The sequence below is a fragment of the Lipingzhangella rawalii genome, assembly GCF_031628175.1.
Taxonomy (GTDB): domain Bacteria; phylum Actinomycetota; class Actinomycetes; order Streptosporangiales; family Streptosporangiaceae; genus Lipingzhangella_A; species Lipingzhangella_A rawalii.
Map to the genome: position 1 here is coordinate 238,671 of NZ_JAVLVT010000001.1, position 25,715 is coordinate 264,385.

Annotated in this window: 21 protein-coding genes; 9 read left to right on the forward strand and 12 right to left on the reverse strand. The window is 67.8% G+C overall.

Annotation, left to right across the window (positions count from 1 at the left end):
- Nucleotides 1-25 precede the first annotated feature (25 nt).
- From RIF23_RS01060 to RIF23_RS01070, 3 genes are all read right to left on the reverse strand, one after another.
- Entirely contained in the window at nt 26-3,409 is a 3,384-nt protein-coding gene (locus RIF23_RS01060) for an NACHT domain-containing protein (RefSeq protein ID WP_310910387.1), read from the reverse strand.
- Nucleotides 3,410-3,523: 114 nt separating this feature from the next.
- Nucleotides 3,524-4,201, reverse strand: coding sequence for a uracil-DNA glycosylase (locus RIF23_RS01065; protein WP_310910388.1), 678 nt, complete (start codon nt 4,199-4,201; stop codon nt 3,524-3,526).
- Between the two features lie 21 nt (nt 4,202-4,222).
- Nucleotides 4,223-5,785 carry a serine/threonine-protein kinase gene (locus RIF23_RS01070; protein ID WP_310910389.1) on the reverse strand — a complete coding sequence of 521 codons (1,563 nt, stop codon included), beginning with the start codon at nt 5,783-5,785 and terminating at the stop codon, nt 4,223-4,225.
- A gap of 119 nt (nt 5,786-5,904) precedes the next feature.
- On the opposite strand from RIF23_RS01070, the gene RIF23_RS01075 reads away from it, so the two are divergent.
- Nucleotides 5,905-7,806, forward strand: a complete 1,902-nt coding sequence (locus RIF23_RS01075) for a protein kinase domain-containing protein (protein WP_310910391.1) — start codon at nt 5,905-5,907, stop codon at nt 7,804-7,806.
- 76 nt (nt 7,807-7,882) lie between these two features.
- Here the strand turns inward: RIF23_RS01075 and RIF23_RS01080 are convergent, their stop codons facing one another.
- Both RIF23_RS01080 and RIF23_RS01085 read right to left on the reverse strand, forming a co-directional pair.
- Nucleotides 7,883-9,694 carry a glycoside hydrolase family 15 protein gene (locus RIF23_RS01080; protein WP_310911199.1) on the reverse strand — a complete coding sequence of 604 codons (1,812 nt, stop codon included), beginning with the start codon at nt 9,692-9,694 and terminating at the stop codon, nt 7,883-7,885.
- Between the two features lie 278 nt (nt 9,695-9,972).
- Entirely contained in the window at nt 9,973-10,821 is an 849-nt protein-coding gene (locus tag RIF23_RS01085; RefSeq protein ID WP_310910392.1) for an alpha/beta hydrolase, read from the reverse strand.
- Between the two features lie 274 nt (nt 10,822-11,095).
- Between RIF23_RS01085 and moaA the strand changes: the two genes are divergently transcribed.
- The 3 genes from moaA to RIF23_RS01100 all read left to right on the forward strand — a co-directional run bounded on the left by moaA (nt 11,096) and on the right by RIF23_RS01100 (nt 13,552).
- Nucleotides 11,096-12,085, forward strand: a complete 990-nt coding sequence (gene moaA, locus RIF23_RS01090) for a GTP 3',8-cyclase MoaA (RefSeq protein WP_310910393.1) — start codon at nt 11,096-11,098, stop codon at nt 12,083-12,085.
- 127 nt (nt 12,086-12,212) lie between these two features.
- The gene (locus RIF23_RS01095) at nt 12,213-12,887 is read left to right on the forward strand and encodes a hypothetical protein (RefSeq protein WP_310910394.1); all 675 of its coding nucleotides are present in this window, start codon (nt 12,213-12,215) and stop codon (nt 12,885-12,887) included.
- Entirely contained in the window at nt 12,887-13,552 is a 666-nt protein-coding gene (locus RIF23_RS01100) for a hypothetical protein (protein ID WP_310910395.1), read from the forward strand. Before RIF23_RS01095 ends, RIF23_RS01100 begins: the two co-directional genes overlap by 1 nt.
- On the opposite strand, the gene RIF23_RS01105 is transcribed toward RIF23_RS01100, so the two are convergent.
- Nucleotides 13,507-14,013: a GNAT family N-acetyltransferase gene (locus tag RIF23_RS01105; protein ID WP_310910396.1), complete on the reverse strand. Its 507-nt coding sequence runs from the start codon at nt 14,011-14,013 to the stop codon at nt 13,507-13,509. The genes RIF23_RS01100 and RIF23_RS01105 overlap by 46 nt on opposite strands.
- Nucleotides 14,014-14,082: 69 nt before the next feature.
- Between RIF23_RS01105 and mobA the strand changes: the two genes are divergently transcribed.
- The gene (gene mobA / locus RIF23_RS01110; protein WP_310910397.1) at nt 14,083-14,718 is read left to right on the forward strand and encodes a molybdenum cofactor guanylyltransferase; all 636 of its coding nucleotides are present in this window, start codon (nt 14,083-14,085) and stop codon (nt 14,716-14,718) included.
- Between the two features lie 25 nt (nt 14,719-14,743).
- Here the strand turns inward: mobA and pstS are convergent, their stop codons facing one another.
- Nucleotides 14,744-15,850, reverse strand: coding sequence for a phosphate ABC transporter substrate-binding protein PstS (pstS, locus tag RIF23_RS01115; RefSeq protein WP_310910398.1), 1,107 nt, complete (start codon nt 15,848-15,850; stop codon nt 14,744-14,746).
- 431 nt (nt 15,851-16,281) lie between these two features.
- Between pstS and RIF23_RS01120 the strand changes: the two genes are divergently transcribed.
- Complete coding sequence (locus RIF23_RS01120; RefSeq protein ID WP_310910399.1) at nt 16,282-16,491, forward strand: dodecin; 210 nt, start codon at nt 16,282-16,284, stop codon at nt 16,489-16,491.
- Nucleotides 16,492-16,614: 123 nt separating this feature from the next.
- Here RIF23_RS01120 and RIF23_RS01125 read toward each other — a convergent pair whose 3' ends face one another.
- The 3 genes from RIF23_RS01125 to RIF23_RS01135 form a co-directional block, all read right to left on the reverse strand.
- On the reverse strand, nt 16,615-18,030 hold the full coding sequence (locus RIF23_RS01125) for a metallopeptidase TldD-related protein (protein WP_310910400.1): 1,416 nt from the start codon (nt 18,028-18,030) through the stop codon (nt 16,615-16,617).
- On the reverse strand, nt 18,027-19,514 hold the full coding sequence (locus RIF23_RS01130) for a TldD/PmbA family protein (protein ID WP_310910401.1): 1,488 nt from the start codon (nt 19,512-19,514) through the stop codon (nt 18,027-18,029). Before RIF23_RS01130 ends, RIF23_RS01125 begins: the two co-directional genes overlap by 4 nt.
- Before the next feature lie 99 nt (nt 19,515-19,613).
- Entirely contained in the window at nt 19,614-20,447 is an 834-nt protein-coding gene (locus tag RIF23_RS01135) for a hypothetical protein (protein ID WP_310910402.1), read from the reverse strand.
- Nucleotides 20,448-21,144: 697 nt separating this feature from the next.
- On the opposite strand from RIF23_RS01135, the gene RIF23_RS01140 reads away from it, so the two are divergent.
- A complete protein-coding gene (locus RIF23_RS01140) occupies nt 21,145-21,750 on the forward strand; it encodes a flavin reductase family protein (RefSeq protein WP_310910403.1) in 606 nt (201 codons plus the stop codon).
- A 7-nt stretch (nt 21,751-21,757) separates the two neighbouring features.
- Here RIF23_RS01140 and RIF23_RS01145 read toward each other — a convergent pair whose 3' ends face one another.
- On the reverse strand, nt 21,758-23,362 hold the full coding sequence (locus RIF23_RS01145) for an LCP family protein (protein WP_310910404.1): 1,605 nt from the start codon (nt 23,360-23,362) through the stop codon (nt 21,758-21,760).
- A gap of 466 nt (nt 23,363-23,828) precedes the next feature.
- Here RIF23_RS01145 and RIF23_RS01150 point away from each other — a divergent pair, with 466 nt between their 5' ends.
- On the forward strand, nt 23,829-24,509 hold the full coding sequence (locus RIF23_RS01150) for an RraA family protein (protein WP_310910405.1): 681 nt from the start codon (nt 23,829-23,831) through the stop codon (nt 24,507-24,509).
- A gap of 139 nt (nt 24,510-24,648) precedes the next feature.
- Nucleotides 24,649-24,879, forward strand: coding sequence for a hypothetical protein (locus tag RIF23_RS01155; RefSeq protein ID WP_310910406.1), 231 nt, complete (start codon nt 24,649-24,651; stop codon nt 24,877-24,879).
- Between the two features lie 9 nt (nt 24,880-24,888).
- On the opposite strand, the gene RIF23_RS01160 is transcribed toward RIF23_RS01155, so the two are convergent.
- Nucleotides 24,889-25,569, reverse strand: a complete 681-nt coding sequence (locus tag RIF23_RS01160; protein WP_310910407.1) for a FadR/GntR family transcriptional regulator — start codon at nt 25,567-25,569, stop codon at nt 24,889-24,891.
- Nucleotides 25,570-25,715: the final 146 nt, after the last annotated feature.

Sequence of the window (25,715 nt, forward strand, 5' to 3'; positions counted from 1 at the left end):
CCTGCTGCGGAGAAACGGCCGGGGATCAGAATCCACTCTGCCGTTCGTCGGCCTGGGGCCAGGTCGAGGGTAGTGGGCGTCGGGGTGGCGGGGCAGACCCCCATGCCGCCTCGGGCAGCGGCTCGGGATCCGTGTCGAGACGGTGGTCCGGACCGGTCCGGGTATCTTCGTGTTCCGTGGTGAGCCGGATCAGGAGCGCGTGCAGCTCCTTGATTCCCGCAGCGCTGGGAAGTTGGGCACACAGGGCGTCGACCTCACGTTGGGGTACCTCGGTAGCGAGCCCACGCAGGCTGGGCTTCGTACTCACACCGTTGAGCACGTTGAGCAGGTGGTCATGGATATCGCCTCCCCGCGGGACGTCTGGGTTGCTGGTTTCCGTGAACCACAGGCGTAGCCCTTCTACGGCCTGGCGTAGCGCGAGCAGCTCGCGTCGCCCCAGGAGCGTGGATGCCGCCAGGAGTGCCCGCACGTGGTCCACACTGTGTCGGGGATCGGCAGTGATCGGAGCCAGCCGCAGGTCCAGCACCCGCTGTGCCGCCAGCTCCGTCGGTCGGGGCGGAGCCACCGACGTAGAATCCGGCGTCTCGGGGCGCATCGTGGGAGCCGTCCCGGTTGGATCCTCGATCCAGCGCAGCGGATCGGAGTCCACATGTTCCAGGTAGGGAAGCAGGGCGAGGGTTAACCTGGCGGCGGTCCCGTTACCGCGCAGTGCGATACTGCGCAACAACCGTGCGGTGACCTGCTCGGCCGGTAGCCACAGCCGGTAGGGATCGCACACGGCCCGGCTGTCGATGTCGGGCCCCGCAAGCAGGTCGAAGCCCACGCATTCGCCGACGTTGACCTGTTGGCCGCGTTCCCGCTCCAGTAGGGTCCGCGGTGTGTTGGTGCCGTGGCCGTATCCGAGGTGGCGCACCCGCACCACGGTCATCAGGCCGTACCACTCCTCGTCGGCCAGGCAGCCGCGCCACAGATTGGCTTCGCTCGTCCACGCCTCCAGGGGTGAGGCGTCGTCCGGCATCAGTTCGGTGATGTCGGTATGGGGGGTGGCGGCGTCCGGGTCGATTCCCGTTGCCTCCTCGGTGACCAGCGTGAGCAGCACCACCAGATTCGCGGTGTGCACCGCCTGTCGCGCTACCACCGGGACGCGTCGTGGTTCGTAGCCGGTGTGGGAACGGTTGGGGCGAGGATAGGGGGCGTCCCGGAACAGCTCGATCAACAGTTCCCGGTATTCTCGGGCCAGCTCTGGCTCTTCGGTGATTCGCTGGCGCAGCAGCTCGGTCAGGAACTCCAGCAGCTCCCCCCGGCCTGCGGTGACCGCGAAGGACGTCACCGCATAGAAGCGTCCGTCGTCCAGGGGGCGGGCATGCCGTCGCCGGCGAGCATGGGTGTGCTCGTGCAGAAGCTCCTCGAGTTCGGCAACGACCAGTCGCGCCACGAGGTATTCCCCGAAGGTCGCGTGTAGGAACTCGAACACCTGACGGTCGGTGTCCTGGCGGGCTCGGGACTCGTGGACGAAGAAGAAGCGTCCCAGCATGCGTTCGGCCGCACTCAGCTGTTGACGCATCCCGGTGTCGCTCGTACCGGCGGTGGCGAGTGGCGCCAGCACGGCCAGATCGGTGCCGAGCTCCTCGGCGGTGACCGACTGCCGGCGGCGCGCGAACATCGCCAGGGCGGTGACCTCCAGCCGGCGCATTTCGGATTCGGTTGCCTCATCCAGATCCGCGTCACTCATGCCAGGATCGTGCTTGTTGACCTCCCGACGGGCGAAGGAGGCCAGAAGCCGCTCGTAGAGCTGCGCCCGACTCAGGGCCGATCCCGGGCGTTGCAGCGCGTTGTCGTCAGCGTCGTAGAGCAGCAGCATCAGGAGTAACAGGGGCTGTTCGGCCAACTCCCGGTACTCGAGCAGGGTGTCCAGGGGCAGCGCGTGCAGATCGCGTTCCGCCAGAACCCGGGTGTTGGCTTCGGTCCACAGCTCGCGGAGTCGGGAGATGCGCGGTGTGTCGAAGGGTTCCAACCGGGCGAGCACTGTGCGTTCGGGGAACCGAAGCCGGTCGGCGACGACGGTGCGCGTGGTGACCAGCACCGCAACCGGTTGTCCGAACGCCTCCTGGTCTTCCTGGAACGCCTGGACCTGTTCCAGATAGTCGGAGCGTTTCACACCGGTGGCCTGGAGTAGCTCGTCCAGCCCGTCCAGCAGTACTACCGGCAGGGCAGTTCCGGACCCGTCCAGCAGGTCACGCAGGGACACATCCGTGTGCAGGGTCTCGGACAGCGCGTGCTCGACCTGTCGGCGCAACGGTGCCTCCGCCGGCACGGAACGCAGCTGCACCCGGATCGGTAGATAGTCGGTGGCGGGCAGCCGGGCCGCCAGCACCTCGGTGAGCTTGGACTTGCCGGACCCCGGGTGGCCCAGGATGACGAGTGGGCGCTCGGTGGCCAGCGGATGGGTGAGCCAGTGGGTGAGCTGGCGCTGAAGGTCAACTTCCTCGGGCTGGTCCTGCCACCAATGGTCCAGGTGTGGTTGCGGAGAATCGGTGGTGACCCAGGCGAATCGTGCCCGCGGGGTGAGGTAGGCCGTCGCCAGGCTCGGCATGGTAAAGCCGGTCGGGGTGTGCGTGCTGGACAGCACCGGGCGTTCCAGGCCGCGCCGGTACAGGGCCGCGAGTTCGCTGGCATACCGGCCAGCCCGACCCCCCGGAGAGAGTTCACCGAGCCGGCGCTCGACGTCGGACAGGGCGCCGTGCACCTGCCCCAGCCGGTCGTGGGTGGCGTGGTGCTCTGCATGCTGGGCCCACAGGCCGAACTCGGGAACCTCGGTGGCCAGGCGGTGGAAGGCCTCCAGATAGCGACGTTCGGCATGCTCGGGCAGTCGGTCCAGCCGGTGCCACAGGCGTGCGCGTTGGGTCTGGTCCAGCTGCTCGTGCGCGGCCAGTCCCCGGATGAAACGCCGCAGCGGTTCGATTCGGGTACCCGTGCCCCACAGCTGTTGGGCCATGTCCCGCACACCCCCCAGGGGCCAGGGGGGCAGATCCTCCCCGGACCCGAGCATCGCGGTGAGAATGTGTGCCTGCTCCTGCGAACTGAGTTCGAGGTCGGCCGCCGCCAGCGGGATGTCCGGAGCCGTGAGCACCTCGTCCAGGGCTTCGAACAGTGCTGTGGTGACGATGATCCGGTGGGCGGCCGCAATGCGTTGCGTGCGGTCGTGGCGGCTGATGCCGGTGATCTTCTCATGAATCGCCGTGAGCTGCTTACGCCCCTGAGTCAGCACCAGCTCCCGCAGGCCACCGAGGCTGGCGACACCGAGTGCCTCCAGACCGCCGGCGGTGAGCTTCTCCACGAAGTCCAGCGTGGCGGAGTCATGCTTGCCCAGAATACGCAGGGCATCTGTGAAGGTGAGGGGACGAGCCATGGGGGAGGGCCTGTTCCGTGGGATCCGTGCCTTGTCCGACTGCTTCCATAATGCCGTTTGATACGGGCATGTGTCGGCCCTGTCGTCCGGTAGTTCGCTCCCCGCCGGCGTTGGTCAGGGCAGGTGCCAGTCGACCGGCTCCGCGCCCTGTTCGCGCAGCAGCTCGTTGGTGCGGCTGAAGGGCCGCGACCCGAAGAATCCGTTGTGCGCCGACATCGGACTGGGGTGGGTGGACTGCACACACGGAACCTGCGGCATCAGCTGGCGCAGTGATCTGGCCTTGCTCCCCCACAGGATCGCGACCAGAGGCTGACCGCGTGCGGCCAGGGCCCGGATGGCCTGGTCAGTGACCTCTTCCCAGCCCCGGCCCGCGTGGGAGTTGGGTTGCCGGGGGCGCACGGTCAGTGTGCGGTTCAGAAGGAGAACTCCCTGCTTGGTCCACGGTGTCAGGTCACCGCTGCTGGGCTCGGGGAGGCCCAGATCGTCCCGGTACTCCTGGAAGATATTGCGCAGGCTCGCGGGCAGGGGATGTACGTCCTCGGCCACGGCAAAGCTCAACCCGATCGCATGCCCCGGGGTGGGGTAGGGGTCCTGGCCGACCAGCAACACCCGAACCTGGTCGAAGGGTTGGGTGAAGGCCCGCAACACGTGTTCTCCGGCAGGAAGGTAGGTGTTGCCGGCGGCGACCTCCTCGCGGAGGAACGCCCCCATATCCGCGATCCGTCCAGCGACTGGCTCCAGGGCCTGCGCCCAGCCGGGGTCCAGGATGTCGTGTAGCGGTCGGCTCGTCATGGGAAAACCTTACAACCGCGCCTACCGTGGTGGCGGCGTGTTGGGCGGAAGGTGCCCGGGAGGCTTCATCATGGTCGTATCCGCTCGACCGGAGCGCGCGTAGTGCTCCAGATAGCCGCGTGCCCGTCGGCTAACCTTGTCCTCGGGGCCGAGCACCCGGTCGAGATCGCGGCTGAGCTCCTCCAGCGCGACCACAGCCCGCTGCGGCTGACCACCGGCCCCGATGTCCACGGCCCAGCGAAGTCGACACAGCAGGGTCATCCGACTGTCCGGTCCGTGGCTACGGCACAGGTCGTCCAGGAGTGTCGCCTGCTCGCCGGCGGCTGTGTTGGGATCACCAGCCAGGCTGAGGTTGACGGCGCGGTAGTAGCGGGCAGTCAGGGTCTCCGCATGATCTGGGCTGTAGACACGGGCGAGATCACCAGCCAGCTCTCCGAACAAGTGGGCCGCCCGCTGAGGGTGACCGGCCTTCCCGGAGGCGTAGGCATGACGCCTGCGGACCCGCAGCGTCTCCGGGGCGCTGCTGCCGAACACACGCTCCGTCTCGCTGGTGAGTGTGTGATATCCATGGGCGGCGGCAGCGAAGGAGCCCTCGTCGAGTCGACGTTCCAGATCAGCGAGGCGCTGGTCCAGGTGGGAGCGTTCCGCGCTCATCTGGGTCCCGGTACGGGCCGTGGGTCTGGAATCCGGGGTGTTCTGGTGCGTCTGGGCCGCGTGCCGCAGCTGCTCCAGTTGTGCGACAACGGATTGTGCGCTCTTCGGGCGGCGTTCCGGTGCCTTCTCCAACAGCTGAAGGACGAGGTCGTCCAACCCCGCAGGCAGGTCCGGTCGGCTGGCGCGCAATGACTCGGGCGGTTGGCTCAGGTGTTGCTGGAGAATTCCGTGCGGGGTGTCGGCAACGAATGGCGGACGGCCCAGCACCATTTCGTGAAGCACCGCGCCGATCGCATACAGGTCACTCTCCGGCCCCACGGAAAGCCCCTGTATCCGCTCCGGGGACATATAACTGGGGGTTCCGATCACAGCACAGGTCTGCGTGAGGCGTTGACTCCGGGTTGCGGCCTCGTTGAGCCCCGCAATACCGAAGTCCACGACCTTGAGCTGGCCCGGATCGTCAATGGACACCACGCCATGGCTCAACACGAGGTTGCCGGGTTTGACGTCCCGGTGCACAACCCCGGTGGCATGAGCGGCCGCGAGTCCGCGGCATGCCTGGGCAGCCCAGGTTATCGCCAGGACGGTCGGCAACGGTGCGTGTGTACGGAGTACCGCCGACAGGCTGGGGCCCGGGATGAGTTCCATGACCGTGTACAGTGCTCCACTGTCCACATCGTGGCCGTAGTCGTGGACGAGGACCACGTTCGGATGGCCGGACAGGCGGGCGGTGAGGCGAGCCTCGCGCTCGAACCGGGAGCGGGACACAGCCTCCGAACGCGCCGTATCGGTGGCGGCTGGTTCGTGGTGCAGGAGCTTCACCGCTACCGGGCGTTGTAACAGTTCGTCCTGGGCCTGCCACACCTCGCCCATGCCGCCACTGCCGATTCGGCGCGCGAGGCGATACCTCCCGTTCAGGGTGCCGGACACGCTTGCTCCCATTAGCTCTGAGTTGCCCGCCGAGTCCCGGATGTCCGCGTGGATCCGGGCGATAGGCTATTCCTGGCGCACGACGCGCGTTCTGACCCCCCGATCGAATGAGTGTCCCAGTGAGTACTGCGCTGCATGTCGGTCCGGACTCCGAGCCGGACAAGTATCGGCTGATCCGTTCGGTCGGGCGAGGTGGAGAAGCCACACTGTATCTCGCGGAGGTCGCACTCGCCGGAGCAGCCGAACCGGTCGTGGTTAAGGTACTCCCCGAAGCTGCCGCGGATGGTCCCGAGTCCTTCCGGGAGCTCGGTGCACGCTGGAGCGAACAGGCCGAACTTCTGCGTTTTATCAACAGGATGGGCGTGGTCGGGGTGCGTGAGCACTTCGACGGACCGGCCGAACACCCCGCCACGGCGGCCGCCGAGCAGCCCCAACGGGCCCTGTACCTCGTGATGAACCATGTGAACGGAGTGGATATACGGGAATGGCGGGCCGAACACGCGGCGGAGGGAGCCGCGGGCCAGCGCTCAGCCCTGCGGTACTTGGAACAGGCTGCTGAGGTGCTGGACTGGCTGCACTCGGGCAGAGCCACCCCCTCGGGACGCGTCGTCCTGCACGGTGATCTGTCTCCTGGGAACATCATGATCAGTGCCGATGGCCAGGCCACCCTCGTCGACTTCGGCCTGAGTAAGATCGCCGCGCACCATCTCACCACGAGCCCCTGGTTCACCCCGGGCTACGCAGCTCCGGAAGTGGTCAGTGGCGAGTATTCGGCGGCAACCGATCGGTACGCCTTCGGGGCGGTGGTCTACTACGTGCTATCCGGACAGGAGCCACCTCCGGCACCAGAACAGCTCCGGGAGCGATTCGCCCAGCTGGAGCTGTTGAGCCAGGCGGGACAATCCATGCTCACCCGGGTCCAGGCGATGTTCGCGGTCGACCCGGAGCAGCGGCCAGGAGCGTTGGCCTGGATCCGGGAGCTCCGCTCGGTCAGTACCTCGGTGCCGTGGAGCGCCCCGGCCTCCGCACCGGTGCACGGCGGCACCGGTGCGGACGTACCGCAGCCCGACCCGAGCGGGCACGACTCCACCGCATCCGGTGCAGCTATGCGTCCCTCTGCCGCCCGCACCGTGGCCCCAGCCGAGGGTGCCCCGCCTCCCGAGCCCGGTTTCGGATCGCCGCCCCCCGCGGCGGAGCAACGGACGCCGCCTCCCAATCCACCGCCCCCACCCCCTGCCAACGCAGCCACCGGGCTTGGCCCGCCACTCCCTCCTGGAACGACGCCGGTCGAGCACGCTGCCGGGTCCGGAGGGCCGCCCCCCGGACCGGCGGCAGCGGCACAGCCGTCCGGCCCCCCGGCCCCAGCCAGCCGCCGTTTTCGCAAACTCAAGCTGGCCGGGCTCGCCGCGCTTCTCGTGCTGGGGATGCTGGCCGGAAGTGCCGGAACCTACTGGATTCTCGATATGTACGGAAGCACCACTCCGGTGGCTGCCGAGGACCATCAGCCTCCACTCGCCACGGTGACCCAGACAGCCACTCCGGCGGAACCGGTGACGGAGGATCCCGACGGCGTCGAGGACGGGAATGGCGACCACGATGCGGAGGACAGCGAGCGATCACTAACCCAGATGGATCCCGTAGACGAGTCCGAATCGGAAATCGCGGTTGTGGATCGGGCCGAGGTTGACGCCGACGTCTACTCACAGGCACTGGTCATGTCGACGCTGGGGCAGTACCACCGCGGTGCGGAGTGGACCGAATTCAACCTGAGACGCTCCTGGGACGAGCTCAACGTCACAGTCGGGCTCGACGACGCATCCTCGGCCGACATCCCGGTGACGTTCTCGGTCTACGCCGATGACGACAACCTCGCCTCCGAAAGCGTAGCCCTCGGGGAAACCCGGGAGATCACTGTGGACGTCTCCGATGCACTGCGGCTGCGACTGGAGGTGGAACGGGGTGACGGTGAGGGCGAGGTTGCCATCCCCGTGTGGTCCGAACCCACACTGCACCGTTCCTAGCTGGACGCATCCTGGTGGGTCGCTGCCCGCCCGTGGGGCGCGGTAACCGCCCACCAGGTGCGGTCCAGAGCCGCATTCAGCATGCCTCGGCGCGACGGTGCCCGTCGTGGTGGGAGAGATTGAGTGCCGTCGTCACCAGGGGAACGTGGCTGAAGGCCTGGGGGAAGTTACCCACCATGCGGGCCTCCTTCGCGTCGTACTCCTCGGAGAGCAGACCAACGTCGTTGCGCAAGGCCAACAGGCGGTCGAACAGATCGCGGGCCTCCCGCTCCCGACCGATCGCCAGCAGCGCGTTGGCCATCCAGAAGCTACAGGCCAAGAACGCGCCTTCGCCACCGGGAAGACCGTCGACCGACTCCTCCGCGTCGGCGCGGTAGCGGTGCACGAAGCCGTCCACCATCAGCTCGTCCCGGACGGCCTCGATCGTGCCGACCACACGGGGGTCGTCGTAGGGCAGGAATCCCACCTCCGGGATGAGGAGTAGTGCGGCGTCCAGCTCCTCGCTGCCGTAGTACTGCGTGAAGGTGTTACGGCGGGCGTCGTACCCGTACTCACAGACCTCCGCATGAATCGTGTCCCGCAGCGCCCGCCAGCGCTCCACCGGTCCCTCGCGACCGAATTCCTCAATCATGCGTACCGCCCGGTCCGCGGCCACCCAGGCCATGACCTTCGAGTGCACAAAGTGTTGGCGGGGGCCGCGCACCTCCCAGAGGCCCTCGTCCGGCTCGTCCCAGCACCATTCCAGGTAGTTCACCAGGGACCGTTGGAGGCCCCACACGTGCTCGGCGCCCTCCAGCCCGGCCAGCCGGGCCAGGTGCAGAACGTCCATGACCTCACCGTAGACATCCAGCTGGTACTGGCCCACCGCGGCGTTACCGATCCGTACCGGGCGTGAACCTTCGTAGCCGGGCAGCCAGTCCGCTTCCCACTCCGACAGTCGCCGTTCACCACGGATGCCGTACATGATCTGGATCCGCTGCGGTTCGCCGGCCACGGCACGCACCAGCCACTCCCGCCAGGCCGCAGCCTCCTCGGTGTAGCCACTGCGCATCAGCGCCTCAAGTGTGATGGTCGCGTCCCGCAGCCAGCAGTAGCGGTAGTCCCAGTTGCGCACCCCGCCGATCTCCTCCGGCAGGGATGCGGTGGGGGCGGCGACAATTCCCCCGGTGGGGCGGTAGGTCAGCGCCTTCAGGGTGATCAGGGAACGAACGACCGCGTCCCGGTACCGGCCGTCATACGTGCACGTGTCCACCCACTGGCGCCAGAACCGCTCGGTGCGCGACAGTGCCTTCTCCGCATCGAGATGGTCGGATTCCTCGTGATGCGACGGGTGCCAGGTGAGCACGAACGGAACGCGTTGACCTGCGCTGACAGTGAAGGTTGCGTCGTGGGTGAAGTTGTGCCCCTCGAGTGGAATCGGGGAACTGATCCACACCGAGTCCGGACCGGCTACGGCCACCACCTCGGTTCCGTTGCGGTGGATCCACGGTACGACGTTGCCGTAGTCGTAGCGCAGGCGCAGCGCGGTGTTCATGCGTACCGTTCCACGGACGCCCTCCACGATGCGCACCATGTGTGGTGACTGGCTACGCGGGGGCATGAAGTCGATGACACGTACGGTGCCCTCGGGGGTGTCCCACTCACTCTCCAGAATGAGCGTTTCGTGCCGGTAGCGGCGCCGGGTGGCCTGTGGTGTTCCCGTTGCCGGCCGGATCCACCAGTTGCCGTTCTGTTCGTCACCCAACAGAGCCGCGAAGCAGGCGGGGGAGTCGAAATGCGGTAGACACAGCCAGTCCACGGAGCCGTCCCGGCCCACGAGCGCGGCTGTCTGCATGTCGCCGATCAGCGCATAGTCTTCGATCCTGCTCGACACGCAGTTCACCCCCAGAACACATGATCACTACTGGCCGCCGTACCGTATCCGGTCCCGCGGGATCCGCACGCCCCGTTCGAACGCGGTTTCCAACTCGACGTCCGTCAACGGTAGCGTCCGGGCCACCCCACCTCCCGCTCTCGCTGTCGCCGCGAGTGCGTGTCGTACGACTATGCCCACGCTACCGGCTCAACGAACGTGCGTCCGCTTCGCGTACGTCACTGGCTTGGAGTCCGACATGACGGGATGATCCGGGCGCTGCGGTGGGGGATACTGGTCGAAACCGAATGCCCTCAGTCCGGGACCAGCCTGGTCGTGAATTCCCGGACCTGGTCCAGGACCTCCTGCCAGTTGAGCTCATTGAACACCTCGTGGCGGGCACCGGGGTAGACCCGGGCTGTGAGGTCCGAGCCGAGTACCTCACCGAGGCCGGCGAAGGTGTCGGCCAGCGGTACGATCGCATCGTCGGAACCGTGGAGCCACAGCGTGGGTAGCGTCCCGAGGCTGCCAGCCTCGGTGATCCGCGTCAGCTCCGTGCGCAGCGCGTGCAGGGTACGCTCCTGGAAAGCACCGTGCCAGACCAGTTCGTCCTGGGTGTAGGCGGTCGCCACGTTCGGGTCACGGGACAGTGCCGAGGCGTCCAGTGGCGCTTCTCGCAGCTCGGGATGGTCGATCAACGCCGTAAGCGCCGACCAGGGGCCCAACACGGGACCCGACAGTACGAGGCCACTCACCCCGGCGCCGTGCTGCTGTGCGTAGCGGGTGGCGATCATTCCCCCCATGGAGTGGCCGACCACCACGAGCGGAATGCTGCGGTAGGCGGTGCGTGCCTGCGTCACCAGGCGGTGCAGGTCCTGCACGACGGTCGCGAAGTCGTCGATGTCCACACGCGGCCCCGCTGAGCGGCCGTGCCCCTGGTGATCCAGGCCGTAGACCACCGCCCCGGAATCAACCAGCTGCTCGGCGACGTGCGTATAGCGGCCGATGTGCTCTGCATAGCCGTGGACGAGCACCACGAGGTGGTCCGGATCCCGACTCGGATGGCTCCACGCCTTGGCGAACAGGCGTCCCTGTGCCCCTGCCAGGTACCACTCCCGTGTGGTCACCGTCCGCGCCTCGGTCGCATCCTCGGGTCGTGGCATGCCGCCCACCTTTCGTGAATTGGTGATCCCACCGAATCATCAGCTCGGCGCCGCTCCGGAATCGTGCGGGCACACGAGCATCCCTGCGGATCGTAGCGGGTAGACCGGAATCGGCCCGAGCAGTGGCGGTCATCCACCGACTTCCTCCGACAGTTCCGAGGGTGATCGACCACCTGGGGCCGTCCGTCTTCTACGCTGGATCCAGTGGCAGGGCCGAGTCGCTGTGACGTGGGCGAGCCGCCCGCCCCCTGCCACCACCTTGGAGGTGCCGCCGATGCTTGCCGACTCCTACGGGCGGGTCGCGACCGACCTTCGGGTCTCGCTGACCGACCGGTGTAACCTGCGCTGCACCTACTGCATGCCGGCCGAGGGGCTGGACTGGCTGCCCAAACCCGAGTTGTTGAGCGCAGCGGAGCTGGCCAGACTGATCCGCGTGGGCGTGACCCGGCTGGGGATCCGCGAGATCCGGTTCACCGGGGGAGAGCCGCTGTTGCGCCGGGAACTCCCCGAGATCATCGCTGCCGCCAGTGAACTGGAACCACGCCCCCACACCGCGTTGACCACGAACGGAATCGGGCTACGGCGCATCGCCCCCGAGCTGGCCCGGGCCGGCCTGGACCGCGTCAACGTGTCGCTGGACACCCTGGATGCCGAGACCTTCCACCAGCTGGCCCGCCGCCGGAGGCTGGACGACGTCCTGGACGGTCTGGCCGGAGCCGCGGACGCCGGGCTCACCCCAGTCAAAGTCAACACGGTGTTGATGCGGGACATCAACGACCACGAGGCCCCCGACCTGTTGCACTACTGCCTGGAGCGTGGCTACGAACTTCGGTTCATCGAGCAGATGCCGCTGGACGCCCAACACGGCTGGCGACGCGACACCATGATCACCGCCGACGAGATCCTCGAACGGCTCAGTGCCCATGTGGAGCTAACCCCTGCCGACGCGGAGGAACGGGGCAGTGCCCCAGCCGAGAGTTTCTTCGTGGACGGCGGCCCGCAGCGTGTCGGAATCATCGGTTCGGTGACCCGGCCGTTCTGCGGGGCTTGCGATCGGGTTCGGCTGACCGCCGACGGTCAGATCCGTAACTGCCTGTTCGCCCGGGAGGAGTCCGACCTGCGCGGGCCACTGCGGGATGGGGCCGACGACGCCGAGTTGGCCGAGCGTTGGCGGGCGGCGGTAGCCACGAAGATGCCCGGCCACGGCATTAACGACCCAAGTTTCCTTCAGCCGGCGCGCCCGATGTCCGCGATCGGGGGATAGCTGGGGCCGAGGTGCCGGTGCCCGGATACCTCTCTGTAGCGGTGTGGAGAGGGTTCCGCCCCCCGGGCGCGGGGCAGCCTGCCCACTGATCGGGCACGCTGCCCGCCGTCGAGGTCGGGAGGCCGCAGTGGGTACCCCCGTCGCTGTGGGAGCTGGGATCATCATCGCGGTGCTGATCGGTGCCACCATCCTGGCGCTGGTCGCCCACCGTTGGTCCCGCAGATCCGGGCTGCGTTCCCGGTTCGGTCCCGAGTACCACCGGTTGGTGGAGGCGCTGGGCAGCGAACGGGAGGTAGATCGGGAACTGGCACGTCGCGAGCACCGACACCGGTCCTTCGAGCTGCGGGAGCTGTCCCCACGGCAACGTGCGGAGTTTGCCGCGGAGTGGCAGGAGACCCGTCGTGAGTTCGTGGAAGACCCCTCGCGTGCGGTAACAGCGGTTTCGGATCTGGTTCAGCGCCTCATGACCGCGCGCGCGTATCCGCAAGGCTCGGTCGAGCAGCGGATGGCCGATCTGTCGGTGCGCTACCCCCACCGTGTGGCCACCCTTCTCCGGGCACAGCACCAGGTGCAGCAGGCCGGAACGTCGGCCAGTACCGAAGAGCTTCGCCGGCTGATGCGCGCCGCTGGGGACCTCATCACGGCGTTACTGGAGGCGGGACACAGCGCAGCCCAGCGTCCCGCCTCCAATGACGCCGACGGGCCGGGTGTGGAGCCGGCCCCGCACCCCGTCACAAATCCGGACCCAGGCACCGCGGATCCAGCCGGGGATCCGACCGGCCCGGGGGAGGCGGGGCGGTAGTGTTTGGCGGCGCCTTCGGTTCCCAGCGGCACCGTATGCGGCTGGCGTTTCGACACGCCGAGTATCGGCGCAAGCGCACCCTCGCGGCCCGATGTCCCGAGCAGCCCCAGCAGCCCCAGCAGACCGGGCAGGCAACGAGAGTGACGGAGGTGACCGTGCCGCAGGGAACCCGTTCCGGAACGAAGGCCACGGCGACGTCCAAGGTGAGCGGGAACGATGCCGACCAAGACACCCAGACACCACCATCTGGTGCCGAGGGTGTGGACTCGGTTGCCCCCGCTTTCCCCGCGCCGGCGCAGAAACGGCTACGCGCGCGGTGGCGTGAGGTCCAGGGGGATTTCGTCGACGATCCCTCGGCCGCTGTTCGTACGGCGGACGCACTCGTGGCAGAGGTGATGGGCGATCTCATCGAACACCTGCACCAGCAGCGCAGCGCCCTGGCCCGCCAGTGGACCACGGAGCACGCTGGCACCTCGGAGCCGGACCACCGGGCTGATTCCGCCGCGTTGGCCGCGGATGTCGACAGCGCCCACCACCCCAGCGGTGGGGACGACGACGCAACCGCGTCGGCCTCGGCACCCAGTCCGGATACGGAGGCGCTGCGGTTGATCCTGCGTGGTTACCGCGCCCTGTTGGAGAAGCTGCTCGACAGCGGGAGCCGGTAGGCCAGAAGCTGAATGCCCCGGCCCGGGGTCCAGTCCCGCTCGGGCGCCCGGACAAAACCTGCCTTCTGGTACATACGTTGGGCTGTGACCATATTGGACTGCGTGCTGAGCACGATCGCCCGAGCAGCGGCAGCCTCGGCCCGCCGTAGAACCGCCTCCAGGAGCAGGCGCCCGATTCCGTGGCCCTGTGCCCGAGGAGAAACCGCCAGTGCCCGCAGTTCCACCTCGTCGGGAGTTCTGGCGACCTCACTGTCGGGACGGTATCCCATCAGGGTGGCCGTGCCGAGAATGTCGTCCTCGTCCACAGCAACCAGAACCTGCCCCTCGCCGTCCTCCCCCAGGGACCGGAGCGTGGGAATGTAGGGTGAGTCGGGATCCACGAGGCCTTGGCCCACATAGGTGGTGACCCGGAGGTCCCCGGCGGCGGGAAGCTCGTGGGGGCGGGCACAACGCACTAGCATGGCCAGTACTCAATCACATGAGCCCACAGTGCCGCACACGGACCGCCATGCGGGGGGAGGGGCTGCGCCGTGCCAGCCGAACCAGCCACCGTGGATGAGGCGTTCGACGCCGTGATTCTCGCCGGGGGAGCGGCACGCCGCCTCGGCGGAGTCGACAAGCTGGAGCTGTCGGTGGGGGGAGCAACCCTGCTGGAACACGTCACCGCGGCGGTTGTCCACGCGGAACAGGTGATCGTGGTCGGGCCGCCCCGTACCCGGCCACCAGCCCGGTATGTACGTGAGGAGCCGCCGGGGTCGGGGCCGGTCCCGGCCCTGCGAACCGGCATGCGCCTGGTGTGCTCGCCTCGGGTGGTCCTGCTGGCCGGGGATATGCCCCTGCTCGGGGCCCAGACCGTGGAGCGGCTGCGCAGGGAACGGCGTGCCCGTGCCGCCGCAGGTGCGGTTCTGCTGGACAGTCAGGAGCGTCACCAGTGGCTTGCCGGCGTGTGGGACTCGGGGAGCCTCAGTGCCGCGCTGGCCGACTATGCGGGGAGTTCGCTACACGGACTGCTGGCACCGTTGCACCCCGTTCTGGTCCGCGAGGCGGAGTCCACCAGCCTCGACTGTGACACCCCCGCGGACCTGGAACTGGTGCGTCGCCTCGCGTCCACCGGTTCCGAGCAGCAGGATCCCCAGCACGGTCGGGCTCGCCGCGGTGATGGATGACTCCGGCCCGGAGAAAACAGCTGCCTCAGCGAGACTCGATCGCGGCGATGGCCTCTTGGAGGTCGGTCTGTAGATCCTCGGGGATCGGTGCGGAACCCACCTCGGCGGACACCGCCTCCTGGCCCACCTCGCTCACGGTGTAGTCCAGAAAGGCCTGGAGTAGCTCCACCTCGTCCGGATCCTCGTACTCGGTGCACACGATCTCGTAGGTCGCGAGGACGATCGGGTAGGCCCCCTCGGCGGTCGTTCCGTAGTCGAGTTCCAACATGTGGTCGTGCTCGTGGCTGGAGTCCACGCGCTGGGACGTCTCCAGCACGGCCGCTGCCGCCTGCGGGTCCGGAGCCACGTACTCGCCATCCACGCCGATGTGGGCAGAGTCCATATCGCCGATGTGTGAAGCCTCGACGTAGCCGATTGTCCCGTTCCCGGCCTCCACGGCCTGGGCCACACCGGAGTTGCCCTGGCCTGCCTCGACCGGGGGGATCGGCCACTGTCCGTCGGCGGCGTGTGGCCAGGATTCGGTTGCCGCAACCTCGAGATAGTTGGTGAAGTTCTTCGTGGTCCCCGACTCGTCGGAGCGGCTGACGGGTTGGATCGGTAGGTCTGGAAGGTCCGTCTCCGGGTTGTCGGCAGCGATCTCGGGGGCATCCCACCGAGTAATGTCCTGGTTGAAAATGCCGGCGATGGTCTGGGGACTGAGATTGAGCTCGTCGATCCCGTCCAGGTTGAACACCACGGCGATCGGGACCACGTAGACGGGTAGGTTGAGGATGTCCGAACCTCCGCAGCGCTCGACCGCCTCCTCGCGCTCCCCGCCGACCAGCGCGTCGTCCGATCCGGCGAAGGTCACGGCCCCGTCGATAAACTGGCTACGCCCGCCACCGGACCCGATCGCGTCGTAGTAGATGGTCGAATCCGTACATGCGGTCTGGTAGCCGGCGAGCCACACCTGCATCGCCAGTTCCTGGGCGCTGGAACCCGCCCCGCTGATGCTGCCCGGTGGGCAGGCGAGATCCTCAGGTACGGGCACCCGTTCGTCCTCGGGTGCGGCCTGATCGGTGCCGCATGCCGTGACCGTGAGCGCTGCGCACAGCGCCACGGAAATGCCTTTGGTCACGTCGGATCGACGCACGTACCCCCCTCTGTGTGAACTCGCCACCGAGCACAAGCTAGCAGCCGTCTCCCACCGGGTCGCGACGACGGGGTGGTGGTCGGCAGGCGAGAGCGGCGCTGGGTGGCTACGGGGGCAAACCACCCAGCGCCGCGCACGGTGTTCCGACGGGGGCTCGAAACACCGGCTGCGCGCCCCGACGGGGGATCGAAGCGCTGGGACCCAATGTACATGGCGTATCCGCGCTGCACGTCAAGACTCAGTTACGAGGTGATCTCGGGAATGTCCCGGGAAACGCCGAAACCCAACCGAAATGCAGGGTCCGGGCTCGGGATGGGAGCATCGCGTGGCACACAGGTGGATCCTTCGCGGTTGATGAGGTCGACAACCGGGAAGCGTCGACTCAGTAAGCATCCGTGGGAAGTTGACCCGCACACCGAGGAGCGAGACTGATGTCGAACCACACCTACCGGGTTACCGAAATCGTCGGAACGTCGACCGAGGGGCTGGAATCCGCGATCCGCAACGGCGTTCTGCGCGCCGGGACAACACTGCGCGGCCTGGACTGGTTCGAGGTCACCGAGATTCGCGGCCATCTCACCGATGGCGATATCGGACATTTTCAGGTGGGGCTGAAGGTGGGTTTCCGGCTCGAGGAGTAGCGCGTCCCGGGGTCGCCACGTCCTCCCCTCGGGGGCCGATCAGACCAACACCGGCGGGTGCCCCGGATCAGTGCCCGTGCACCGTGGGTGCCCCGGACCCTGGCCGGGGCACCCACGAGGTCGTCAGGACGCCTGGCTCACGGTGGACATGTTGAAGTCCGCGATCCGTAGCGCTGGCATGGCGGTGCGGGAGAAATAGTCGCCGAATTCACGGGACAGGGTCGGCTGTGAGGTTCCGGCCTCAACGGCGCGTTCGAGGAGGCCGACCGGTGACTCGTTGAACCGGAAGTTGTTGACGGCCGCGGTCACCTCCCCGTCCTCCACGAGGTAGACCCCGTCGCGGGTCAGGCCGGTCAACAGCAGGCTCTGCGGGTCGACTTCGCGGATATACCACAGGCAGGTCAGCAACAGTCCGCGTTCGGTGCTGGCGATCATGTCGTCGAGCCCGGAACTCGCCGTGGAACTGTTTAGCAGAAGGTTGTCGGTGAAGGGCGTGACCGGTTGCCCGGTTAGCTGCGCGGAATGGCGTGTGTGTGCCAGTGCGGACAGGCGCCCCTGGGAGATCCATTCGGTGCGGTCGATTGCCAGACCATTGTCGAAGGCGCTGAGGTTGCGCCCCGGGGCCTCGGCCAACACGAACGGCGCACATTCCAGGCCGGGCTGCGTTGGGTCACTGTACAGGGTCAACGGAAGGTGGGACAGTTCCGCACCGAGGCGGGTGCCGCCGTCTGTGGTGGAGAATACGGTGCGTCCCTCGACTGCGTCCCGGGCCCCGAGATTTCGATAGAGTCCCACCATGAAGTCGGCCACCGCGGATGGTGGAAGCAGGGTTTCGTAGCGGCCGGCCGGAAGTTCGACCTGGCGTTGGCCCCACGAGATCCGCCGTTCCAGTTCGCCTTCGAGGCTTTCGGCGTTGACGTCGGTGAAGTCGCGGGTGGCCTGGGCGACCCATGTGGAGTGTCCGCCGGTGGTGCCGGGTGCGGCCGTTTTCGCGTTGATTTCGACGGTGCCCGTGGGTTGGTCGTGGCGCAGGCGCAGCCCGCTGGAGGTGCCCAGGAACGTTGAGGTGACCTCGTGTTCGGCGAAACCGTACAGCAGGTGTCCCGCCGTGGACTGGCGGTTGAAGGCCCCACCCAGGGACCGGGCGAAGTCCGCGAGCACGTCCATGCTGGTCGACTCCACGGCGGCATCCCAGTCCGTGCCGGAGCCGGCCTGGGCCGGCTCGAGCAACGGTTGGGCGTCCTCAGCAGGCTGAGCTGAGGCAGCGGCGCGTTCGGCCGCGCGCACCAGCTCTTCCAGCTCCTCGGCGCTGGCGCCCGTTCGCTCCATGACTCCGGCCGAGGTGCCAGCGGTTCCGTGTACGAGCGCCAGCACGGTCACCGAGCGTTGGGTGGTCACGGCATTGGTGGTCAGGGAGTTTCCGGCCCAGCGCAGATTGGCGGTGCTGCGCTCGGTAACCACCACCATGCACTCGGGGGTCTTCGACAGGGCGAGCGCGCGCTCCACGATCTCTGGGGCAGTGGACGCAGACTGGCTCACTTTCCGGCCTCCTGAACCGTGTTGAGGACCCGCACGCCGCTGAACAGCGCGCTGGGGCAACCGTGACTGACCGAGGCGACCTGACCGGGTTGGCCCTTGCCGCACATGAACGATCCCCCCAGCACGTAGGTGCTGGGCCCGCCCAGGGCGGCCAGGGAGTTCCAGAAATCGGTCGTGGTGGCCTGGTAGGCAACATCGCGCAGCATCCCGGCCAGCCGGCCGTTCTCGATCCGGTAGAAGCGCTGGGCGGTGAACTGGAAGTTGTAGCGCTGCATGTCGATGGACCAGCTGCGGTCGCCCACCATGTAGATACCGCGCTCCACGCCGGAGATCAGCCCGTCGGTGTCGGGGCCCTCCGGGTCGGCGGCCAGGGACACGTTGGCCATGCGCTGGAGGGGCATGCTCGCCGGAGAGTCAGCGAACGCACAACCGTTGGAACGCGCATAGCCCTGCGCGGCCGAGATCCGCCGGTCCCGCTGGTAGCCGACCAGCATCCCGTTGCGGACGAGGTCGAAGGAGGAGGTGGCCACGCCCTCGTCGTCGTACCCGATGCTGGCCAGCCCGTGCTCCACGGTCCGGTCGCCGGTGACGTTCATGATCGCAGAGCCGTAGCGCAAGGTCCCCAGCTGGTCGGGGGTCGCGAACGAGGTGCCGGCGAAGGCCGCCTCATAGCCCAACGCCCGGTCCAGCTCGGTGGCGTGCCCGATCGACTCGTGGATGGTCAGCCACAGGTTCGAGGGGTGGATCACCAGGTCATAGTCACCCGGCTCCACCGACGGGGCGGCGAGCTTCTCGGCCAACAGCTCCGGGAGCTGGTCCAGCTCCCGTTCGACGGTGGGCAGGTACTCCTGGCCCCGCCCGGCCGGTGGGGTGATGGTCCGCATGCTGTCCAGCACCCCGTCCCGCACCGCCAGGGCATCCACGACCGGCGCCATGCGCACCCGTTGCTGGGTGGTGGTCGTGCCGGCGGTGTCGGCGTAGAACTTCTGGTCCTTGGCGATCGCGAGCATGGCATCCACGTGGTCCACCCGCGGGTCGGCCAGCAGACGCTGGCTCCACTCGGCCAGGACCGCGCTCTGTTCGGTGCTGGGCACCTCGAACGGGTCCACCTCGTAGGACGACACCCAGGTCACGTCTGAATGGGTGGGCTCGGGGGCCAGGTCCACCCGGTCGGTGGCTGCGGCAGCCGCGACGCGCGCCACGTTCACGGCACGTTCCGCAACCGCGGTCGCGGCCTCGGGGGTCAGTACCGTGTCGGCGGCGAAGCCCCACACTCCATTGTGGATCACCCGTACGGCGAACCCGCGGGTGTCGGTGTCCGCAGCGGTCTCCACGGCACCGTCCGCCAGGCGGAGATTGCGTCCACGGACACGCTCCAGTCGAAAGTCGGCATGCGCCGCGCCGAGATCACGGGCACGTTGGAGTGCCGCGTCCGCCAACACACGCAACGGCAAAGCGAGGAAGTCAGAATCGATATCACGCACGCCACGAACCGTAGCGTGCCGATGATGGGATTGCCCAGTGGTGGCACAGGGGCCGTGTTCCCGCCTTCAGTGGCCTCCCCGTTCCACGCCAGTGGCTGGTTACTCGCCCCGTTGGACGTCAACGTGGACGTGGTCGAGGTGGCGCAGTACCTCGTTGTCGGGATCGGCGGCGTCGTAGTCACGCCAGCCCGCCGCGGACAGAGGGACGCTCCAGATCCGATCATCGAAGATCACCACCGAAACGTGGTACTCCTCGGCGTGGGCCACCAGCCAGTGCGCCAGAATCCAGCCTTCGCGTCGATTCTCCTCGGTAACCGGCCGGTAGAAGATGTCGATGGCCCTGCCCTCGTAGTGGGTCGAGTCCTCGGAGTGTCCCTCCTCAACACCGCCGGGTGCGAATCCGCCTACGCTCACATCCCCGAACACGGCACGGATCTGTGTCAACAGTGTCTCGGCCCGCGGGGTGAGTCCAGTCTCGGTCATGTCCTGACGTTGGAGCCCCTCGGTGCGCCCCGCGCGACAGGTCAGGCTTGGGCCCGCGTCCTCCGGCGGTCCGTGCTGGAGTCGCTCCAGGACCTCCGGATCGATCCCCTCCACCTCGGCCCGCCCGCCATCGGTGGCAGCGCGTGCAACCGCGGTGGTGGCCTGGCGGGCTTCGCCGCGGCTGAGCCCGCGGCTATCGCCGTCCGCGAGCGTTACCGTGCATTGCGGCCCCCACGGCAACGCGCTGGTGGTCAGCCCCGCGCGGTCCAGAAGCGCGGGGGCGGCCCACCACGTCACGGTGGCGAGCATCGCGATGACCGTAAGCCACAGTGCCGCCCGCACTGCGGTGCGTCCACCGGAACGTCGGGAGCCGGTCCGGCTCCACGCAGGAGTTGGGTTGCCGGATCCGAGCTCAGCACCGCGATGGGTGTCCCCCGGAGACTGGCTCATGCCCGTGAGCCTATCGAGTACTCCAGTGCAGCAGAGGACGGTGCCACCCACAGCCGCAAGCGTGCTCAGGGGCCGGGTGGGCGTGCCCCACGCCCACCCGGCCCCTGAGCACTGTCCCGGAACGCGGTTCCCAAAGCCACCGGGACTTCGGATGCAGCCATTGGTACGCGGTTCCACGGGTCACCGGTGCGCTCGGGCGAATCCCGCCCGTGCGCGCCGCACCCGTCTCAGCGGGTAGCGCGGATGAATCGGTAGGGTGTTCGTGGCCAGCGTGCGGTGCTGACCCTGCGCCCAGGCCCTGGCTGGGAAGCCACATGTCCGTGCCGAAGCGCAGGAGGTTCTGGCGCCACACCGAGCATGGGCCGATGGCGCCGCAGCCCCACGGTCACGCCAGGCCGTGGGGCATTGATCCACGGCCTGGCGTCGACCCCGGACGATGCCTGGACGGGGCAGTGCCCTTCCCCCTTCGGGGCCTCACCGGTGGACGGTGTGGGGCAGGGGCCGGGGGACCGGGTGGTCGAGAGATATCGTCACGCGACGTGTCGGTGCGGACCGCTCCGGTGTCGGGTGGGTGGTTGTGGCCGCGAGGTCGGACCCATGGGGGCGCCCGTGGAATACCCGGCGGTGGGTGGTGCGCTGTGCGTCGTGGTGGTCCGGGACGGGGATCCACCCGAGACCGATGTTGCGAGGAGGCCAGGTGTCCGCACGACCGTCGATGGAGTCCGTTGAGACCACCGCGGAGCCGAACGGACAGGTGGACGGGGCTTCGGGCCAGCATGTGGCTTCGGTGGGGCCGGCGGTAGCCCCTGGTGACTCAATCGACCCGGACACCTACCGGCAGGCGATGGCCACCCACGCCGCGGGTGTGGTCGTGGTCACGGCTCCGTCGGACCGTGGTCCGGTGGGGCTGACGGTGACGTCCTTCACCAGTGTCAGCCTGCGGCCGCCGCTGGTCTCGTTCTATGTCGGAGCCAGGGCCAGTGCCTGGCCTGGAATCCGCGATGCCGGAACCTTCGCGGTGAACGTGTTGGGAGCGAACCAACACGAGGTTGCCACCCGGTTCGCGACCAGCGGTGTGGACCGCTTCGCCCCACCGGTGAGCTGGCACCGCAGCCTCGAGGAGATCCCGCTGTTGGACGGGGCGATCGCCCACATTCTGTGCCATCACCACAATGTTCTCGCGGTCGGGGACCACTGGCTCGTGGTGGGCCGGGTGACCGGGGCGGTCAGCGTGGAGGCGGGGGAGCCCCTCCTGTACCAGCGAGGTGGCTACGCACGCCTGCACCCGATCATCGAGACCTGAACCACGGTCACGGGCACAACTCATCGAGCGGCGACGGTTGCGCTCCCGCCTGGCGCCCCGGGTCCTGGGGCTCGGGCTCGTCCGACCCACTCCACTCCTGCCAGTCGGTCCGTTGCTCCTCCCCGGTTGCGGGCTCGGTCTCCTGCTCCTGGGTGTCCGGAGCGTCTGCGGTGTTGCGCTCTTCGTCCTCCGCCGGGGCGTCAGCGGCGTCGGTTCCGCTCGGCCCGGCCTGGGCGGCTTCCTGTTCCTGAACCGCGTTGGAGACCATGGAACGGATCTCGATCCAGTTCGGCCGTGGTGGATCCACCTGGGGTGGGGAAAGCTGGAGCGTGCGCATCCGCCCGTCTGGAACCAGCTCGGCCACGTCGACGAAGTGGCGTAGCTTCGACTGGGGAATGTCAGTACCCAGGGTGACCTCGGTGGCACGGGCGAGTTCCTGGAAACTGGTCAGCACCGTCCAGGGGTCCGCCTGTTCGGCGATGGCCTGAACCAGACAGCCCTGCCGCCCCATACGCGTGTAGTCGTCACTGCCGATCCGTGAGCGTACGTACCACAGCGCCTCCTGCCCGGTGAGTGTTTGCATCCCCTCTTCCAGAACATCTCCCTGGTGTCCCCAGGGGATCGGTTCGGTGATACGGATCTGCACGCCGCCGATGGCGTCGACGATATCCCGGAAGCCCCGCATGTCGATCATGGCGTAGTAGTCGATGTCCAGGTTCAGCGCATGACTGACCGTCTCCCGGACCGTGTCTGCGGCCGGATCGTCTGCGGTCGGGTCGATAGCGAGCCCCTGTGGCTCCTCCTGCACGGTCTGGTAGATGTCCAACAGGAGTTGGTCGTAACCGTCGGGGTAGCGCTCGTCGAGGGCAGTTCCCGGAGGGAACGGGATGTCCTCCAGATTTCGGGGGAGCCCGATCAGGATCACGTCACCGTGTTCGACATCGATGTTCGCCACCATCATGCTGTCGATACGGGTCCCGATCTCGCCCTGGCGTTGTGGGTGTCCGTCGTTGCCCATGAGCAGGACCGAGATGCGGTCGCGTCCGTCCCAGGGGTCGCTGGCGTCGTGGGGGCGTTCCTCATCGTCCTCGGCGAACACATTGCTCATGGTCGCGTAGGCCGTGTAGGAGATGTGGAGCACGCCGGCCGCGGGGGTTGCCACGACCAGACACAGCAGAGTCACCACGCCGACCGCGAGGACTCGCAGCCCGGGTCGGGTTCCCCGGGGACGCAGCAGGAGGTAGGAGTGAATAACCGTCGCTATCCACAGCACAGCCCCTAGGGCTGTGGCCGCGGCGAGCCCCAGCAGCCAGTCGGTTTGCAGGAACATTCGGCTCGAACTGGCGATCTCGTCACCGAAGAGCATCAGCATGACCGTGGCCAGGCCAACGCAGGTGAGGAATGTGCCCAGGATCACACTGCCCAGGACACGGTGGCCGGCACGAAGGTGACCGAGTCCGGGGATGGCGGTCGCCCCGGCGGTCCAGGCAAGTGCGGTGCCCAGATCACGAGTGTCCCGGGGCCTCGGGGCCGATCCGACGTCGCCCGTCGACGTGTCCCCGTCTGGGCGTGACTCCGAGTCCTGTGGCTGTTCCTCGGACTGGTCGGCCATCGTGTCCTCTCCGCGGCCTGGGGGCGATCCTGCACGCTGCCCTTGATGTTGTAGGTATCCATACCGCACCGGGGCATGGTCAATGCGTACCACAGTGTCCGACTTGTCGGTCACGTGCATGGTGGTGGCATCGGTGCCCCGGAAGGTTCCGACAGCTGGAACGCCGGGGTGGCAGTCAAGGTGGGGTTGCCTGAGGAACTACCGCGGATGGGGGAGGACCGGCTCTGGGGGGTCGGCCCCGGGATATCCGAATTTACCTGGTGCGTGGACATCCCTTTCACGTGTCCGGATGTCCTGCCGTCGGGGGCCGTCGATCACAGGCAGCAGTGAGTTGACGCACTTTTTGTGCTCTCGGGGGCTTGCGCACCCCCAAAGTTACCCGTGAGTATTAACGGGGGAGGAATCGGTCTCGGGGGCGTCGTAGTGACCAACCCGGGCCGTCGGCGCGGTTCTGTTGGAGGCTGAGGTGGCGCTCGCGGACACCCTTACGGCAGTGGGAACCACTGCACTCGCCCGCAACGGTGCACGCATACTCGGGGGGCAGCTCTTTCCGGTCTGGCCGGAGGCGGCGCTCGCCGCACCCGTGTTTCCTGTGCGCTGCGCCCCCGGCGACAATCTTGCCGTGCACGTGGCGGTGGCACAGGCGGCCGCGGGGACGGCACTGGTGATCGATGTCGATGCCGACCCGGACTGTGGTTACGTGGACGAAATCCTCGCTGTGGCCGCTCGGATGCGTGAACTCGCCGGCATCATTGTTACCGGTTGTGTGCGTGATGTGGCGGCCATTGCCCGGTGTGGGCTGCCCGTCATCAGCGCCGGAGTGTCGGCACGTGAGCCCGCTCGAGAGGGGGGTGGCACCGTCGGCCGGGACATCCGGATCGACGGGGTTGCGATCCGCCGCGGTGACTGGGTGATTGGGGACGATGACGGCGTCGCCGTACTGCCACGTGGGAAGGTCAGTGACACGGTGGCCGCGACCGTCGCGTCCGTGGAGCAGGACCGTGCCGTGTTGGCGGAGTTGAGCCTGGGGCGCAGTACCCTGGAGGTGCTGAACCTTGATCCGACCCGGGTAACGGGCTGGGCGGACCGTCCGGCCGCAGCCGAGGCGGTTCCGCTTCGCGGGAGTTCCTCGGCACATGGTGGTTGACCGGGACGAGCTCCGTGGCCGCGGCCCCCAGTATCGTGGTCACACCGACCCCCGGCCGATGTGACCACGAGTGACCACGGCGCCGGCCGTGCAGAAACTTCCGAGGACAGTGCGACCGTCGAGCGCTAGCATCCCCGGTATGCGAATCCTCGGCTCCGGCGATCACTACCAGACCGAGTTGCTTCAGGGGGGCACCGTGGTCGAACACGGGGTCACCGTGCTGGACAGTGAGGGGGAACAACGGTTCGCTCCGTTGGCTGACTGGGCGCAACGGGCCGCGAACGTGGATGGTCGGCCTACCGTATGGCGTGCCAGCCAGGGCGGCCGTGTCGTAGCCGAAGGCCTTCGGCATCCCGAGCCATTCGACTGAGACTCGGGATCAGGGCTGTCCCATCGTGGTGAGTCCCTCATCGATGTAGCATGCGGTCTCTCGGGTCGCTGCGGCGACGTCCCCGGCGCGGATCGCCTCGACCAAACTGCGATGGTCGACGATGGGATGCTCGCCGGAGTGTTCCTGCACGGCCTGGGATACGGTTTCGTGTACGACCTGGGCGATGTCGCCGTACAATTCAATCAGGAGTGAATTGTGGCTGGCCTGCACAATCGTGTGGTGCAAGCCGACATCCGCCTCGACAAACGCCGTCATGTCCCCTTCGGCGAGGGCGCGTTCGGCGAGCTGAAGCGCATGGTCCATCTCGGCGAGGTCCGCTTCGGTCCGTCGATCCGCGGCGAGTCGGGCCGACTCCAGTTCCAGGGCGCGACGCACCTCCAGACTCTCGCGTAGTCGTGACCGCTCCACACGGCGCCGCAGCGCCCCTCCCAGCTCGCTGGAGGCGCGGACGAATGTGCCGGCTCCCTGCCGGATCTCCAACAGGCCGGCGTGTGCGAGGGCACGAACAGCCTCTCGAACCGTGTTCCGTCCGACCTCCAACTGGTCGGCAAGCTCCGACTCGGTGGGGATACGATCTCCGATCGCCCATTCGCCCGAGTCCACCTGAGCACGAAGTTGGGCGATGACCTGGTCGACGAGTCCTGTTCGTCGCGTTGAGGCGAGGGGCACGCTCAAAACCTCCTGCGGAGTGAGATTCAGCCGGATCTGGTCTGGCCGAGCCTACTGGGCGTGGGGAGAGCTGGTGCAATCGGCCACTCTCGCTGCGTGCCCCGGGAGCACACACGAGGAATGCGTCCTCGTATACGTTATCCTCG